The organism is Paraburkholderia unamae (assembly GCF_003096875.1).
Taxonomy (GTDB): Bacteria; Pseudomonadota; Gammaproteobacteria; order Burkholderiales; family Burkholderiaceae; genus Paraburkholderia; species Paraburkholderia unamae.
In genome coordinates, this window is the sequence record NZ_QEOB01000011.1 from 1 (window position 1) to 15,664 (window position 15,664).

Consider the following 15,664-nt stretch of genomic DNA (forward strand, 5'->3'; position numbering starts at 1 on the left):
AGACGGTGGACATTCTCGTCGAACTGGGCAAGCGCCGGATGGTGGGCGGCCAGGAAGACATGATCGTCGATGTGGCGCTCGATCTGAAAAAGCGCGCGCAAGTCTGAAATCGCTGAAGTCGTTCAGGGGTTGATCGCGCGGCGCCGCAAGGCGTCGCGCGACAGGATGCGCGTGGGTGCGCATCTGCATAACGATAAGAAATACAGGAGTCGATTCAAATGGCAGTGCTCGTCATTGTCGCGGTTCTGGCCTTTCTCGTTTTCATGGCCTACCGCGGGCATAGCGTCATCATCTTCGCGCCGATCGCGGCGCTCATCGCTGTTCTGCTGACCCAGCCTCAAGCCGTCGGCCCCGCTTTCTCAGGCATCTTTCTCGCCAAGGCGGTCACCTTCATCAAGCTGTTTTTCCCTGTCTTCCTGCTCGGCGCGCTGTTCGGCAAAGTCATCGAGCTTTCGGGCAACGCACGCGCCATCAGCGCTTCGATCGTCAACCTCGTGGGCGGTCAGCGCGCGATGCTCGTGATCGTTCTGGTTTGCGCCATTCTCACCTACGGCGGCGTGTCGCTGAACGTCGTGGTGTTCGCGGTGTATCCCTTCGCCGCCGAGCTGTTCCGCCAGGGCGATATTCCGAAGCGCCTGATTCCCGGCACGATCGCGCTGGGCGCCTTCACGTTCACGATGGATTCCCTGCCCGGCAGCCCGCAGGTGCAGAACATCATTCCCATTTCGTTCTTCCATACCAACACGTGGGCCGCGCCGCGCCTGGGCACGATCGGCGGTGCGCTGATCTTCATCACCGGCATGCTCTATCTGGAGTATCGCCGGCGCGCCGCGCTCCGGACCGAAGAAGGCTACGGCGCCGGCCACCTCAACGAGCCCGCGCCGATCCGGCCCGGCGAGGACCTGCCCAATGTCTGGGTGGCGCTCCTGCCGCTCGTCCTCGTGTGCGCGCTCAACTACGCGTTTTCGAAGTGGATTCCGCTCGCGTACACGGACGGACATTTCTCGCTCGATCTCGCGGGCCTGCCGCAAGCGCTGCCCATCGACGTGCGCGCCGAAGCGCCGCTATGGGCCGTCGAAGGCGCGCTCGTCGTCGGCATTCTCACCGTGCTCGCCACGAGCTGGCGCAAGGTCGTGCCGCAGTTCGCCGAGCGCTCGAAGCAGGCCGTCAACGGCGCATTGCTCGCCGCGATGAACAGCGCTTCGGAGTTCGGCTTCGGCGCGATCATGGCCGCGTTGCCCGGCTTCGTGGTCGCCGCGAAAACGCTCCAGGCGATTCCCAATCCGTTGTTCAATCTGGGCATTTCGGTGACGGTGCTCGCCGCGCTCACGGGTTCGGCCATCGCGGGGCTGAGCGTCGCGCTCGGCGCCATGGCCGATACGTTCGTGCACTCGGCCCAGGCCTCGGGTATTCCGCTGGAAGTGTTCCACCGCATCGCTTCGATGGCGAGCGGCGGCATGGACACGCTACCGCACAACGGCGCGGTCATCACGCTGCTGACCGTGTGCGGGCTCTCGCATCGCCAGTCGTACCGCGACATCTTCGCGATCACGCTGATCAAGACGATGGTGGCCTGCACGGCGATCGTGCTGTTCTATGTCACGGGTATTGTGTGAGCGCGGTCGCGCGCTTCAGCTTGAACTGAGTATGAAGCGCGCGTGAATTTCAGCGGGAACGCCAGCCGAGCTGCACACTGATCGCCTCGGCTTGCGCCTTCACCACGGGCACGAGCGCTTCCATGCGCTCGGGCTCCATGTACTGCACGACGCTCGTGACGCTGATGGCCGCGACGATGCGCCCTGTCGCGTCGCGCACCGGCGCGGCGACGCAGCGAATGGCTGGTTCGGCCTCGCCCAGGTCGAACGCGCAGCCGCGCGCCGCGCTCGAGCGCATCAGGTCGAGCCACGCCGCTTCCGCTGGCACGTTGTGGCCGGCCTGCGCTTCGCGCGCGTGAATGCGGCGCCATTCGTCTTCGTCGCAATCGAGAATGAGCGCCTTGCCCACGCCCGTTGTCGTGATCGGATTGCGCCCGCCGATATAGGAGCTCACTTCGATCGGACGTTGGCCCGGCAATTTGTCGAGATAGATCACCTCGTCGTTGACGAGCGTCGCGAGATGCACGGTGTTGAGCGTTTGCGTGGCGAGCTGCTCCAGATACGGCCGAGCGGCCACGAGGATGCTGGAGCCGCGATAGGCCTGAAAGCCCAGCTCGATCAGCTTGCTGCCGAGGCCGTAGCCGCGGCGCGGCTCGTGTTGCAGGTAGCGCGCCTCGACGAGCGCCGAAGCGAGCCGATGCGCCGTGCTCTGCGAAAGGCCCGTGTACTTCGCGATCTCGGGCAGCGAGACCGCGCCCGCCGCGACGCTCTCGACGATTTCGAGCCCGCGCGTGAGCGTCTGGCTGGCGTTGGGACGGCGGGCGGTGTCGTTCGATGGGTCGAGGCGGGGCGGCATGAATGAATTCGTCGAAAAGTCGTGAAATGCGACGGAGTACTATTTTAACGGCTGGATGACAAAGTCGAACAGCGCGCGAAGGCGTGGCTTTGCATCCTGAGTCCAGGGAGAAAATGTTGAGCGCATTGGAACACGGATTGAACACCATCACGCCGGTCGATCTGCCGGGAACGCTGAGCGACGCCGCCGACCTCGACAAATATTGCGCCGACTGGAGCGGCCTGCACGGCGGCCGCCCTGCCCTCGTCTACCGGCCGCGCAGCAGCGAGGACGTGGCGCGCATCGTGCGCCACCATCAGGGCGAGCAGCAGCGCATCACGATTCAGGGCGGGCTCACGGGCCTCGCCGGCGGCGCCGTGCCCGACGAAGGCGACATCGTCATTTCGATGGAACGCATGGACCGCATCGAGGCGTTCGACGAAATCGGCGGCACGGTCACGGTTCAGGCCGGTGTCGTGCTCGCGCGGCTTGCGGAAACGGTCGAAGCGCAGGACTGGTATTTCCCGCTCGATATCGGCGCGCGCGGCAGTTGCCAGGTCGGCGGCAACATCGCGACGAACGCGGGCGGCAACCGCGTGCTGCGCTACGGCCCCATGCGCGATCTCGTGCTCGGCCTCGAAGTCGTGCTCGCCGACGGCCGTATCGTCCCGATGATGAACAGCGTGCTGAAGAACAATACCGGGCCGGATCTGAAACATCTGTTCATCGGCACCGAGGGCACCTTCGGCATCGTCACGCGTGCCGTGCTGCGCCTCTTTCCGAAGCCCGCCGCGCGGCGCAGCGCGCTGTGCGCCGTGCCGTCGTTCGCAAAGGTCGCGGCGCTGCTGAAGGCGGCGCGAGGGCGTTTACCGGGGCTCTCGTCGTTCGAGGTGATGTGGGAGGACTTTCTGCTCGCTTCCTCACGCGCGCTCGGGCGCGCGATGCCGTTCGCGCAGGCGCACCCGATTTATGTGCTGATCGAGGCCGAAGGCGGCGCGACACCTCAAATGCAGGATATCTTCGAGGGCTTTCTCGGCGAGATGATCGAAGAAGGCATGGCCTCCGATGTCATCGTCGCGCAAAACCATGAGCAGTCCCATGCATTGTGGGCGCTGCGCGACGCCATAGGCGAGTTGCTCAAATCGCTTTCACCGTTCGTGTCGTTCGATGTGGGCATTCCGCTGCGTGCGACCGGCGAGTATATCGAGCGCGCCCGCGCCCAGTTGCAGGCGGCCTTCCCTTCGACTTCGCACCTCTTTTTCGGGCATCTCGGCGACGGCAACCTCCATATCGTGAGCGGTCCGCATGCGAGCGAAGCCGACCAGTTGAAGGTGGACGAGATCGTCTACCGGCTCGTGGAGGAAGTCGGCGGCAGCATTTCCGCCGAGCACGGCATCGGCCGCATCAAGAAGCCGTTTCTGCACATGAGCCGCAGCGAGATCGAGCGACAGTTGATGGCACAGCTAAAGGCGACGCTCGATCCGGCGCAACGTCTCAATGCGGGGCGTATCCTCTAGCCAGGTGAGCGCCGCAAGCCATGCCTTCACTTGAGCGCGTCCACCGCCTCCAGTTCGCCCGCGACGGGCGATATTGCTCCCCGGTCCACTCAGCGCACGAAATCAATATTCGATGTCGTTGATGTGCGAAGCCATTTCTGCAACGACCGGCGCCCACTCGCCCAACCCGGATTGACGAAACAGGCGCATGGAAGGGTACAACGGAGTCCCAGGATAGCGCTGCCCTCCCCAGCGCCAATCTGCTACTCGGCACAACACATTCCATACTGGAACGTTGAGTGCTCCGGCCAGATGTGCCGGCGCCGAATCGATCGAAATCACAAGATCCAGATCTCTCATGACATTCGCCAGATCTGAAAGTGAATGAATGTAAGAGGATGTATCGTAGATTTTATATTGAGAAATTAGCTTCCTTTCATCAGTCGTGAGCTTACCGAACTGGAGGGAGTAAAACTGCGTGCGATGTTGCGTGAAAAGCGGGAGAAGATCGGTCAACTCCATGGATCGAAATGGCTCATGCCGGCATGTTGCGTGACTCGAATTTGAGCTGCGCCAGACAATTCCGATTTTTCTTTTTCTCTTTGGCTTGGAGATCGAGAAAGATCGCATTTTTGTTTGAACAGGCTTTAGATAACCCGCACGGACAGCGGCCGATGAATAATATCGCAAGCTAAGAATATTGCCCAAGGCAAGGCTATCCGCCCACGTGAAATTTTCAGCGGTCGATCGCATCAAGGTGAGAGGGAGTCTTGAGTTGCGCAATAGCTCGACTAGCGGCAACGGAGGGTCAACGCAAACAACAGCAGCGCCTTCAGTCACAAGATTTTCAGCATGGCGGACATGTTCAATTGCGTCACCCAGTCCTCCATGAAATAGCATGAATATGCGCTTTGCCTCGACCGACTCATCTGGCTCCAGAATTTTTTCTCGAAAAATCCGACCAAAAGTCTCACGATCCTGGCCATCCAGTTCACGTGAATGCTTAAAGTGCTTCCGGCTGTAGATCAACTTTTCGAGCGCTGCGCCTTCATCGATTTTACCTAATTTTAATTTAACGTATGCCCGCTCCCCAGCCACCTTCATCATCCCATCTTCCGGCAGAGAGAGTTGAGACCACGCCAAATCAAGAACTTCCTCCGCTTCTTGAAACATCCCAATACGAGATAGACAATAGCCCGCAGCCACTCGCTCGAATATCGCAGTCGAGGCATGCATCAATTCAAGAGCCAAATTCGCAGCATCCTGCGGACGCCTTTCATCACATAGATGATTAAACAGCCGCACGTTATCTTCGAAGGAATTTTTCAAATTATAAAAATTACGACAATCCGTCAATTTCAGTCTCCAATGTACCAATCCGGCGATGACGTGCGGAGATGAATATCTTTCTAGCGTGAAGCACCGACACCTTACTACCGTTTCGGCCGCGAGGCCCGAGAGATAGCGCCACCGGCTTCGGTTCAAATAATGACGAATTGATCGATATCAGCACTGACCGGATAATGGACGCGTCGCCTTCACTTGAGCGCATCCACCGCCTCCAGTTCGCCCGCGACAGGCACATTGCCCGAAGGGCTCATCATGCGCGGCTGCAACATCAGCGCGACGAGCGCGGTCCACCCGGTCTGGTGCGACGCGCCGACGCCGCGCCCGTTATCGCCGTGGAAGTATTCGTGAAACAGCACGAGTTCGCGGCAACGCGGATCGGCCTGTAGCTGCGGATAAGCGCCCATCACCGGGCGTTCGTTGTTGCGGTCGAGCAGAAAGAGCGTCGTGACGCGGCGTGCGAGTTCGTCGGCGATCTGCGCGAGCGACAGCTTGTTGCCCGAGCCACTCGGGTATTCGACGAGAAACCCGTCGCCGTAATAGCGGTGAAATTCGTACAGCGACTCGATCAGCAGATAGTTGACCGGCATCCACACCGGGCCGCGCCAGTTCGAATTGCCGCCGAACACGCGCGAGGCCGATTCGGCGGGCAGGTATTTAACGGAAAAATTGCAGCCGTTATAGCGGTAGACAAAAGGCTCGTCGAGGTGGGTGCGCGATAACGCGCGCACGCCGTGCTCGGAGAGAAACTCGCTTTCATCGAGCACGCGGCGCAGCAGCGCTTTCATGCGGTGCCCGCGCAATAGCGAGAGCAGCAGCGAATTGCCCTTGCCCGGTTCGTTCCAGCGCGACACCAGCCGCGCGAGATCGGGCCGGTGTTCGAGGAACCAGACGAGCCTGTCGCGCAGCCCCGGCAAGCCGCCGTGCACGCGCTCCTCGAGCACGCGCACCGCGAACAACGGAATCAGCCCGACGATCGAGCGCATTCTGAGCGGCGTGCTGGTGCCGTCCGGCAGCTTGAGCTTGTCGTAGAAAAATTCGTCGACGCTGTCCCACAAGCCCGTGTCGCAACCGTCGTCGCAACTCACCGCGCCCGCGATGTACAGGAAGTGCTCGAAGAACTTCACGCCGATATCGACGAACACATGGTTCGCAAACGCGAGTTCGAGCGCCATGCGCATCAGGTCGAGCGCGTAGGCGGCCATCCATGCGGTGCCATCGGCCTGGTCGATGTGACCGCCCGTTGGCAGCGGCGACGAACGGTCGAAGATGCCGACGTTGTCGAGTCCGAGAAAGCCGCCCTGAAAGATGTTGTGGCCCTCCGCGTCCTTGCGGTTCACCCACCACGAAAAATTCAGGAGCAGCTTATGGAAGATCAGTTCGAGAAAATCGCGGTCGGCCTGGCCCGTGATCGAGCGATCGATCTCATAGACGCGCCATGCCGCCCACGCATGCACGGGCGGATTCGCGTCGCCGAACGCCCATTCGTATGCGGGCAGTTGCCCGTTGGGATGCTGGTAGCGATCTTTCACGAGCAGCAGCATCTGCTTCTTTGCGAACATCGGATCGATCAGCGCGAACGCGACCGCCTGAAACGCGAGATCCCATGATGCGTACCACGGGTACTCCCACTTGTCCGGCATCGAGAGAATGTCCGCGTTGCACAGATGCCGCCAGTCGGCGTTGCGTCCGCGTTGGCGGCTCGCGGGCGGCTGCGGTTGCAGCGGGTCGCCTTCGATCCAGCGGTTCACGTCGTACTGGTAGTACTGCTTCGACCACAACAAGCCCGCGAGCGCCTGACGCTGCACGAGCCGCGCGTCGGCGCTTTCGATGTCGTGCTGCAACGCGTCGTAGAACGCGTCCGCCTCGGCGATGCGTTGCGCGAAGAGTCTGTCGATGTCGAGCGGCGTGTCTTCGCTCGGCGCGGAGATCGGGCGCCAGCGGAATGTGATGACTGCGCGGCCGTGTGCCGCGAGTTCGAGATGCACGCGCGCGGCAGCCTTCGTGCCGGCGTCGCGCCGGATCGCATCGTCCTGGCCGTGCACGACATAGTCGTTGATGCCGTCCTTGAACGGACCCGCGCCGTCCATGCCGAACAGGCGCTGAACGTTGGTGTCGTTCTCGCAAAAGAGCCACTCGACATGCGCGCCCTCCTTCGACGCGGCCGTCACGACGAGCGGCTCGTGCGAATTCTCGCGATTGCAGTGGGCGACGACATGCTCGCCCTGGGGCGAGGAAACGAGCGTGAGCGACGGCTTGCCGGAGACGGTCTTCCACGACCACGTATTGCGCGCCCAGATCTGCGGCAGTACGTCGAGCGAGGCGTGCTGCCCCGCGCGGTTCTCGACCGTCACGCGCATCACGATGTCTTCCGGCGTGTGCTTCGCGTATTCGACCTGCACGTCGAAATAGCACTCGTCGTCGAAAACACCGGTGTCGAGAATTTCATACTCGGGCAGATCGGTGCCGCGCCGCCCGTTTTCGTCGATCAGGTCCTGGTAGGGAAACGCGGCCTGCGGGTACTTGTAGAGCATGCGCATATACGAATGCGTCGGCGTGCTGTCCAGGTAGAAGTACAGCTCCTTCACGTCCTCGCCGTGATTGCCCTGCTGGTTCGTGAGGCCGAACAGGCGCTCCTTCAGGATAGGGTCTTGTCCGTTCCACAGCGCGACGGAGAAACACCAGCTCAGCCGCTCGTCGGCGAAACCGGCCAGGCCGTCCTCGCCCCAGCGGTAGGCGCGCATGCGTGCGTGGTCGTGCGGAAAATAGTCCCACGCGGTGCCGTGCTCGCTGTAGTCCTCGCGCACCGTGCCCCACTGGCGCTCGCTCAGGTACGGCCCCCAGCGCTGCCAGCGGGCATAGTCGCTTGAGTAAAGGCGTTGGCCTTCAACGGTGTGGATGAGGCCGGCGGCGCGCAGCAGCATGGGCATCTCCTTCTCGTGGGACGGCGCGTGGGCGCGCCGAGAGTCACATGCTAGCGCGCTTTGGCCGACGCGAGGCGCGGCCGCGCGGACTAGCCAGGCGGGTCAGATTCACCGAGCCGTTTGAGCGTGCGCAGCAATTCGCCGAGCGACCACGCCTGAAATGGTGCGCCGCCCGGTGTGTGCGGCGCGTCGCCGTCGGCGACTTCGGAAATGTGATCGAGCCCGGCGCGCTCGAGATGCGCGAGCAGCGGTGCGACGAAACGCTCATGCGCGAGCGCGCGTTGCGCCGCGGTATCGCCATTCACGCGCAGCCAGGCATCCACGAAGGGCCCGAGCAACCAGGGCCAGACGGTGCCCTGATGATACGCGCCGTCGCGCTCCAGCACGCCGCCACGGTAATGCCCGCGATAAGCAGGGTCCGACGGCGCGAGCGTGCGCAGCCCCATGGGCGTGAGCAGATGCGTTTGAACCTGTGAGACGACCGCGCGCGCCGCGTCGCCTTCGAGCAGCGCGAACGGCAATCCGCCTGCCGCGAAGATCTGATTCGGACGGATCGCGCGATCGACCTTGCCCGCCACGTGATCGACGTCGATCACGTCGAATAGCGCGCCCGTCGACGGATCGACGAAGCGCGCGGCAAACGCGGCGCTGGCGCGCGCTTCGAGGTCGCGCCAGCGCGAGTCCCAGGCGAGCGCAATGCGCAGCGCGTTGATCCATAGCGCCTGGATCTCGACCGGCTTGCCGATGCGCGGCGTGACGACCCAGTCGCCCGCCTTCGCATCCATCCAGGTGAGTTGCACGCCTGGCACGCCCGCCCGCAATAACCCGTCGTCCGGATCGGCGGCGATCCGGTAACGCGTGCCGCGCGCGTAGCCGTCAAGAATGGCGTCGACCGCGCCTTGCAGCGCGTGCCGCACTTCGTCCGGCACGTTCGCGGCCGCGAAATAGTCGTGCACGGCCACGACGAACCACAGCGAGGCATCGACGGAGTTGTATTCGGGCGCGCCGCCGGCATCGGGAAAGCGATTGGGCAACATGCCCCCGGAAACACTGGCCGCCCATTCGAGCAGGATCGCCCCCGCTTCTTCGTAGCGCCCGCTGGCGAGCAGCAGGCCGCGCATGGCGATGAAGGTGTCGCGGCCCCAGTCGGCAAACCAGGGGTAGCCCGCGATGATCGTGCGGCCGTCGCCGCGTGCGACGACGTATGCGTCCGCGCTGCGTTGCAGGCGCGAACCGCGCGAGGCCCTGCGCAGCGCCTCGAAGCCGGCGAGCCGTGTCGCGCGGTTCGCCGCGCTTTCGCCGGCGTCGTGCGTTGTGTCGGGCGCGCCCGATCGCGGCTGAGCACGCAACAGGAGGACGGCGTCGCCGTTGTCGGGATCGAACGAGAACACGCCAGGTGTCGCGAGATCCTCGATGTAGTCGAGACCGCGCTCCCGCTCGCGCGAATAGCAAAAGTTGCGATACCAGTCCGGCGCATGCGTATAGCGGCCGTTCGAGAGGGCGACGATCGCGGGAAGATTGGCGTATGGCTGCCAGCGAACGCGCTCGCCGTCGATCCGGGCATCGAACGCGAACGCTGGGTTTTCGCGGTGCAGCGCGTGGTAGTCGCGGCCCGACATCAGCAAGCGGACTTTCAACGTGGGCATATCGGCGCGCGCCGAGGGCGGCGTTCCCATGCGCCAGCGCAGCACGGTCTCGCGGCTCGCCTTCGCAACGAACACTTCGGCCGTGAGCACGGCGCCGCCGTCCAGCCGGTAATGCCAGGTCGGCCACGGCGATGGGGTGAAACTCGCGATGCGCTCCGAGGTATCGGGATAGAGCAGATCGGGCGCGTAGTGCTGCATCGTTAGCGCGGTTTTGCGCTCGCCGTACTCGAGCCAGGCTTCGATGCCGTTGACCAGCACCACGCGGCCGGTAGGCGGCTGCGTCGCTGTGAGGAGCAAGGCGTGATAGCGACGCGTACGCGCAGTGCCGACCGTGCCGGACGCGAATCCGCCATCGCAGTCGGCTTCGAGCCATTCGTCGTCGAGGCGGCTCGCGTCGATGTGACTGTCAAGGGGCGTCATCGGGGTGCCTTGCCCTTTTGGGATCGTTTGTAAACTAGCACGATCTTTTGAGGTGTCGTGTCGGGGTTGCGGCGGTAAGCCGATGGGGAATGCGGTGCGTGCATGGTAGTTGATTAGCAATACTTAGTTATTTGCTTTCGACGATAGGCGGGTCAATCCTGGGCGGTATGGTGATGGATGCGGACATGAAGCCCAAAAGGCCTTTCCGCTCGCGTCATGGCGCTGGGCGCTTTCGCAGAAGGACCGATTTTGCCGCCCAAACAGCCCAGAAGTGGAGCGTTGGCCGCGCATTACGAAATACGTATCTTTTGATACGAAAGCGGTCCAACAGCGAAGCGAGACCGTCTCGCCGTCCCCTTCGACCTTGCGCCAATCGCAGATCGGCTGTCAGATCGTGAAACAATCGATTCAAATATCGTTGAAATGCCCGTGGCTGCTGGAATTCAACGGTTCTTGAATTCGGCTCCGAAATGTTTCACGAAGCAAAGCAAGGAGAAAGGACACAGGCCATTTCGAAAGTGAGCCGTGGAGGCGTCAGGTCGAGGTTGAGGATGCTTCGGGAAGCCGATTTGTGTTTGATTTGCGTGTACATGCGTGGCTTGCTTTCCGGTGATCGTGTGGTTAGTCCATAGCACCAGTTATGCGGTTAGTTGCATATTTAGTAAATGCAATCGCTTCCTGCTAGCTGCCGCGATGATGTGCTCAATGCGCACCTTTAAGCAACGGCACGCCCTGCTCTCACGTTCTCGGCACCTGTAATTCGATCTGTTCAGCGAATGCGGACACGTGGGAGCGAGTATGGATGAACCGGGTTAGAGGGCCCTCCTGTTCCGCTTTCCCTAGACCAGCGATGCGGATCAGCGCTGTATGAGGGCTTGCGGATAGAGGAGTGACGCCGCCGATGCAATCCACGGGTATCGCGCGAAGCCAAGTCAAAAGCGGGCGTCATGCGGTGCGTTGGCCGCATCTGAACTACGTGACGCACATGGCTGCGAGGGCAAGGTCAGGTCGTCGTTTGGCGAGTACATCATGGGACAGTTGCCGCGCGAGGACAGGCAAGAGGTAGGTCCTCGCCAACCCGGTATGTAGGGAGTTCGTGAACGGACTGGCAATAACCCACGACCCGGCGATACCGCGGCATGTTTAGCGGGCTCCGGGAATGGCTGAGGATTTCAGTCGCCTTCAGTCTCAATGGAAATCGCTTGCCTTGCCGCGCCAGCCGGTAGGGGTGGCACAATCTCTACCAACCTTCCGCGATCGCTGAGACGGCCAGGGTAGCTTGTCCTCGCCCACAACCAGGCGCGGAGCATTCACGCGGCCACGTTCGCCCTATACGGCACACGGGATCAGCGTTCCAAGAGCGGGACGAACGAACCGGGTGCTTGCTTTGCACCGCTTGTAGCGAGGCGTGGGCCACCTCGCTACAAGCGGCCCCAGGCGCGCGCATTGAATCGCGAGACCTGCAAGGATGCACCGTATAGCTAGGGGAAAGGAGGCAACCGCGCGTTTAACATCACCCCTGGATCGACGGCGCATCGCGACCCTCTGGGACATGAGTAGATTGACCTGGAAGCGCTTGAGCAGCCGTGCGGGCGTGGATCCCGATTTGCACTGAGTCACTCTCCACGCTGGCATCGCGTTTCTTCCAGCGCGAAGTCGGTGTGGAGCGTTGAATTCTCGGATGCCGTGAGATGTGGGCCAAGGCCGCGCGGAGTGACAGTGCGCGGCTTGGTAGGTGCCCAACGGGAAAGGACAATCCATACTATGGACTACATGCGCACCTCACCGAACGCGAGTCGGCAAAGTTCGACCGGAAGCCAGCCCGGATTGATCTCCATCAGTTCTATCCATACTATGGACTGTCCAGCGCTACGCTACGCCCACGTGTCACCTGGCGCCGTGCAGGATCCGGCGTTGTCAAATGCGAGCGACCACCGAATCCATACTATGGACTAGCCACGCTAGACTCGCCCCTGGCCACACGCGACATCGCGATTGGATTCGGCTAGCGCATATGGCCTGCCAAAGCACCCGGCGCCCGAGTCCATACTATGGATTCGCCTGTGTCCTACCATCCACCAGAACACAACAGGCGAAATCCCCAAACATCCGCGAGATCAACATGCCCGGAGGCGCAAGCGCTGCCGCAATCCATACTATGGACTCATAGCCTCGCACCACCTCCCACCACCTCGCCGTATCTTCGAGCAGCGCCCGCCGTGTCTTCGACACGAACCCATCCCGCCCTGCGACGCCCCGCACGAGTCCATACTATGGATCGCGGCCCCCGCCGGACAACGACAAAAAAAAGCCCGCTCAAGGCGGGCTTCAAACTGGCTCGGTCCAGCTTACTTCGGAAGGTGATTAAACGTCTGGCTGATAAGCGCACGAATCTGCGCCTCCAACGCCTCGGTCATCACACCCGGTTTGAACTTGACCGTAAAGCCGTTCACATCCTTCGTGATCGACCCCGCGTGTTCCTTGCCGGCAAAAAACTTGTCGATGCTGCGTTCCTTCCCGCCCGTCGGGGCCGTGCCCTGCGTCGCCAGCAGCTTGATTGCGGCTGCGGCCTTACCTTGTTCGAGCTCACCCGAAACAACGTCGGGCCAGACCTCACGCGCGGCGGCTAGCCCTGCCTCCCCGAACTTGCGGATTGCCGAGACAATCGCCTCGGCCGCGTTCGCCCCCAACAGCCGCGGCTGAATCTCCATGTCCTTGAGCACAAAATCGGGCAGCTTGTCGAAACTCAAGAACTGGAAGAGGCCGCTACGCGAGAGACCCAGCGCCTCGGCCAGGCGCTTGCGATCCGGGAATTCCTTTTCGGTGCGCCGGATCGACAGGCTGATTTCATAGTCGGACAGGTCGTCGCGGCTGACGTTTTCGACCATCGCGAGAACCGCCATGTCCGAATCCGAGCAATCCGCAACCACGGCCTTGATCGTATTGAGACCCAGAACCTTGTGCGCGCGCCAGCGACGCTCGCCCGCCACGATCTGATAGCCCGACTCGACGCGTCGCACCACGATCGGCTGTACCTGTCCGACTTCACGAATCGACTCGGCCAGCTCGCTCAACTTCGCTTCATTGAAAATGCGGCGCGGCTGCCAGGGGTTGGGCGCGATTTCCGTGACCGCCAACTGCGACGTCACGCCTGCGGCCTCCAGCTCCTGAACGCGAAGCTGCGCGACGGCGAGCGCACCTGCCAGCCCGGGCGCGGTCTGCGTACGCTCCGTGCGCTTGACCTCGTCTTCCTTGATGGCCGATGTCTTCCGAATTCCAGCCGTCTTCGCCAGCAATTGTTCACGCATATTGCTCATTGCGCGGTCCTCCATTTTTCTTCATAAATTTCGTCCAACCAGCGGCAATAGTCGATGAGCGGCTGCCGGACACGCTGCAATGACTTGGCCGCGCTATGCGAACTGCTGATGTCGAACACCGTGGAAAAGGCCAGGGCACCCGTGCTCATCACCGAGCTGGCCGGCACCTCGATCGCATGCAGCCAGTTCTCGTAAGCACTCTCCGCCCACGCGCGAACGATCGGAGCCGAGGAGGTGCGTCCATAATCCACCCTCGACAGCAGCAGCGAAATGAAGTCGTACTTCTTGCCCTGTTCGTACTTGATGAAGCTCTTCGACACGTCCGAAAACAACCGCCAGAACGACAGCGAACTGATGAAATCGAGGTTCTCCGGCACCATCGGCATCACCAGGGCATCGGCCGCGAGCAACGCGTTCAGGTTCATATAGGAGAGCGACGGCGACGTGTCCATCAGGATGTAGTCGTACTGCTTGCGCAGCGGCTCGAGGCCCTCGCGCAGCACCGTCCAGAATTTGAAACCCGGCTTGATCTTCTGCATTGCGGGCAAATGAAACTCCGCCCCGATGAGTTCCGTGTGCGCCGGTATGACGTCAAGCCCGTCCCAATAAGTCGACTGAATGCGAGCACCCAGACCGCCTTCAATCTGCTGGTCGTAGATATAGGGCAGCACGGTGTCTTCCGGCGTCACGTCCTTCTCGGCATACAAGCCGCAGAGTTCGGACAAGGAAGCTTGCGGGTCGAGGTCCACGACAAGCACCTTGCGTCCGCGCAGCGTCAGACCTTGGGCCAGGCACATCGTGGTCGTGGTTTTGGCCGAGCCGCCCTTGAGCTGGGCTGTTATGATAATTTTCCCGTCCGGCTCCCGGGTCCCGGTCACAAGGGGAGTCTGATAGATGTCGGAGACTTTCTGCACCCAGATGCGCGCCTCTTCGAGTGTGAAAGTCCGCGTGCGTCCCGTTCCCGCCGCCTTACCGGGGGGGAGGTCACCGTCTCCCTTGGTGGCCAGGTACTGAACCTGGGAATGGGTGATGTTGCACATCGCGGCAATCTCACCTGTCTTGAACACTGGCGCCATCTTTCGGGGCCGCGGCGCCAGGATCGTTTCGCGCAGCTCATCCGTAAAAATCGACACCTTCTCAGCGAACGCGCTAATCTGTTCCAGAGGCACAGTCCGATCGACGGCTGGAAGTTGGCTTGTTTTCACCATTCTGAGGTTTTCGAGGAAATTTCGATAAAGTTCATAATACAGAAGCGGACTCGATTTTTCAGCCTAAATCACTGTAAACACAGAAATTTATTCGATTTTTCGGCTCAAAATGCCAGAAATCAAGCTCTCGCAGCCGCAATAGCGCGCCGAATCGAGCACAACGGGGCTCACCTTCCTGTTCCTGACGCCGCAAATCACCCCGCGTAGACGGCAAAAATAGTGCTTTCGAGCCACGATGGCACAAATGACCTCACCATCATCCCAACGAAATCGGGCGTTTGCCGCCGATTGAACCCGCACGAAACGCCAGGACTTCCAGCTTGCACAACGGACCTCACCATGGTTCCTCGGCTGCGGCGCTTCGCAAAAGCACAAATCCGTAGAAATAGCGCGGCTCGCTGCGTCCCGAATGACCGCCACGCTGTATCTCATCTATTACTCAGGCTGTGGCAGCTCGGTTTGTAGGTTGTTTTTGTAAACCTAAAAACATGACAAACAAACTAACAGTCGCCAGTGCTTCCATAAAAAACAAAGACTTAGGGTCGAAAAGGTGAGATTCATTGTGCTGAAGGTGAGGTCTGTTGTGCACCAAAGGGAGGTTTTATCCCCGCGAAGGTGAGATCCAGGCCGCACGATAGTGAGGTCTGATGTGCGTGGCGGCATGTTATCCACAAGGGTGAGGTTCATTGTGCGAACGGCCGCCTATCGCCCGGAAACCCATACCGCGCGGCCCGCTATGCGCTTTTACCGCGCGTTAGAGGTGAGGTTTGTTGTGCGCGTGGTGAGGTTGTTTGTGCATGATTCGACGCCAACGCAAGACGCAGGTTGAACCGCTTCTCGAAGGTGAGGTTTGTTGTGTTGACAGCTCACCTACGG

9 protein-coding genes are annotated in these 15,664 nt (G+C 61.4%); 3 read left to right on the forward strand and 6 right to left on the reverse strand.

The genetic code is table 11. The features are described from left to right. The coding region (locus C7402_RS22525) for a hypothetical protein (RefSeq protein WP_133254528.1) at positions 1-107 on the forward strand (107 nt) is incomplete at its 5' end. A gap of 111 nt (positions 108-218) precedes the next feature. After that, positions 219-1,616, forward strand: a complete 1,398-nt coding sequence (locus tag C7402_RS22530) for a GntP family permease (RefSeq protein WP_112176029.1) — start codon at positions 219-221, stop codon at positions 1,614-1,616. Between the two features lie 49 nt (positions 1,617-1,665). Here the strand turns inward: C7402_RS22530 and C7402_RS22535 are convergent, their stop codons facing one another. After that, the gene (locus C7402_RS22535; protein ID WP_112176031.1) at positions 1,666-2,451 is read right to left on the reverse strand and encodes an IclR family transcriptional regulator; all 786 of its coding nucleotides are present in this window, start codon (positions 2,449-2,451) and stop codon (positions 1,666-1,668) included. Between the two features lie 137 nt (positions 2,452-2,588). On the opposite strand from C7402_RS22535, the gene C7402_RS22540 reads away from it, so the two are divergent. Further along, positions 2,589-3,947, forward strand: a complete 1,359-nt coding sequence (locus tag C7402_RS22540) for an FAD-binding oxidoreductase (RefSeq protein WP_244314907.1) — start codon at positions 2,589-2,591, stop codon at positions 3,945-3,947. Between the two features lie 102 nt (positions 3,948-4,049). On the opposite strand, the gene C7402_RS22545 is transcribed toward C7402_RS22540, so the two are convergent. The 5 genes from C7402_RS22545 to C7402_RS22565 all read right to left on the reverse strand — a co-directional run bounded on the left by C7402_RS22545 (position 4,050) and on the right by C7402_RS22565 (position 14,788). Continuing rightward, positions 4,050-5,282: a glycosyltransferase family 9 protein gene (locus tag C7402_RS22545; RefSeq protein WP_133254529.1), complete on the reverse strand. Its 1,233-nt coding sequence runs from the start codon at positions 5,280-5,282 to the stop codon at positions 4,050-4,052. 182 nt (positions 5,283-5,464) lie between these two features. After that, complete coding sequence (locus C7402_RS22550) at positions 5,465-8,197, reverse strand: MGH1-like glycoside hydrolase domain-containing protein (RefSeq protein WP_425273796.1); 2,733 nt, start codon at positions 8,195-8,197, stop codon at positions 5,465-5,467. A gap of 89 nt (positions 8,198-8,286) precedes the next feature. Beyond that, positions 8,287-10,263 carry an amylo-alpha-1,6-glucosidase gene (locus C7402_RS22555; RefSeq protein ID WP_116612194.1) on the reverse strand — a complete coding sequence of 659 codons (1,977 nt, stop codon included), beginning with the start codon at positions 10,261-10,263 and terminating at the stop codon, positions 8,287-8,289. 2,348 nt (positions 10,264-12,611) lie between these two features. Continuing rightward, complete coding sequence (locus C7402_RS22560) at positions 12,612-13,580, reverse strand: ParB/RepB/Spo0J family partition protein (RefSeq protein WP_116612195.1); 969 nt, start codon at positions 13,578-13,580, stop codon at positions 12,612-12,614. Further along, a complete protein-coding gene (locus tag C7402_RS22565; protein WP_112176040.1) occupies positions 13,577-14,788 on the reverse strand; it encodes a ParA family protein in 1,212 nt (403 codons plus the stop codon). Before C7402_RS22565 ends, C7402_RS22560 begins: the two co-directional genes overlap by 4 nt. Positions 14,789-15,664 lie beyond the last annotated feature (876 nt).

What these genes read in the sequence shown, in the direction of transcription:
- C7402_RS22530 (WP_112176029.1), top strand. Translation starts at nt 219, where the DNA reads ATGGCAGTGCTCGTCATTGTCGCGGTTCTGGCCTTTCTCGTTTTCATG.
- C7402_RS22535 (WP_112176031.1), bottom strand. Translation starts at nt 2,451, where the DNA reads ATGCCGCCCCGCCTCGACCCATCGAACGACACCGCCCGCCGTCCCAAC.
- C7402_RS22550 (WP_425273796.1), bottom strand. Translation starts at nt 8,197, where the DNA reads ATGCTGCTGCGCGCCGCCGGCCTCATCCACACCGTTGAAGGCCAACGC.
- C7402_RS22555 (WP_116612194.1), bottom strand. Translation starts at nt 10,263, where the DNA reads ATGACGCCCCTTGACAGTCACATCGACGCGAGCCGCCTCGACGACGAA.
- C7402_RS22560 (WP_116612195.1), bottom strand. Translation starts at nt 13,580, where the DNA reads ATGAGCAATATGCGTGAACAATTGCTGGCGAAGACGGCTGGAATTCGG.
- C7402_RS22565 (WP_112176040.1), bottom strand. Translation starts at nt 14,788, where the DNA reads ATGGTGAAAACAAGCCAACTTCCAGCCGTCGATCGGACTGTGCCTCTG.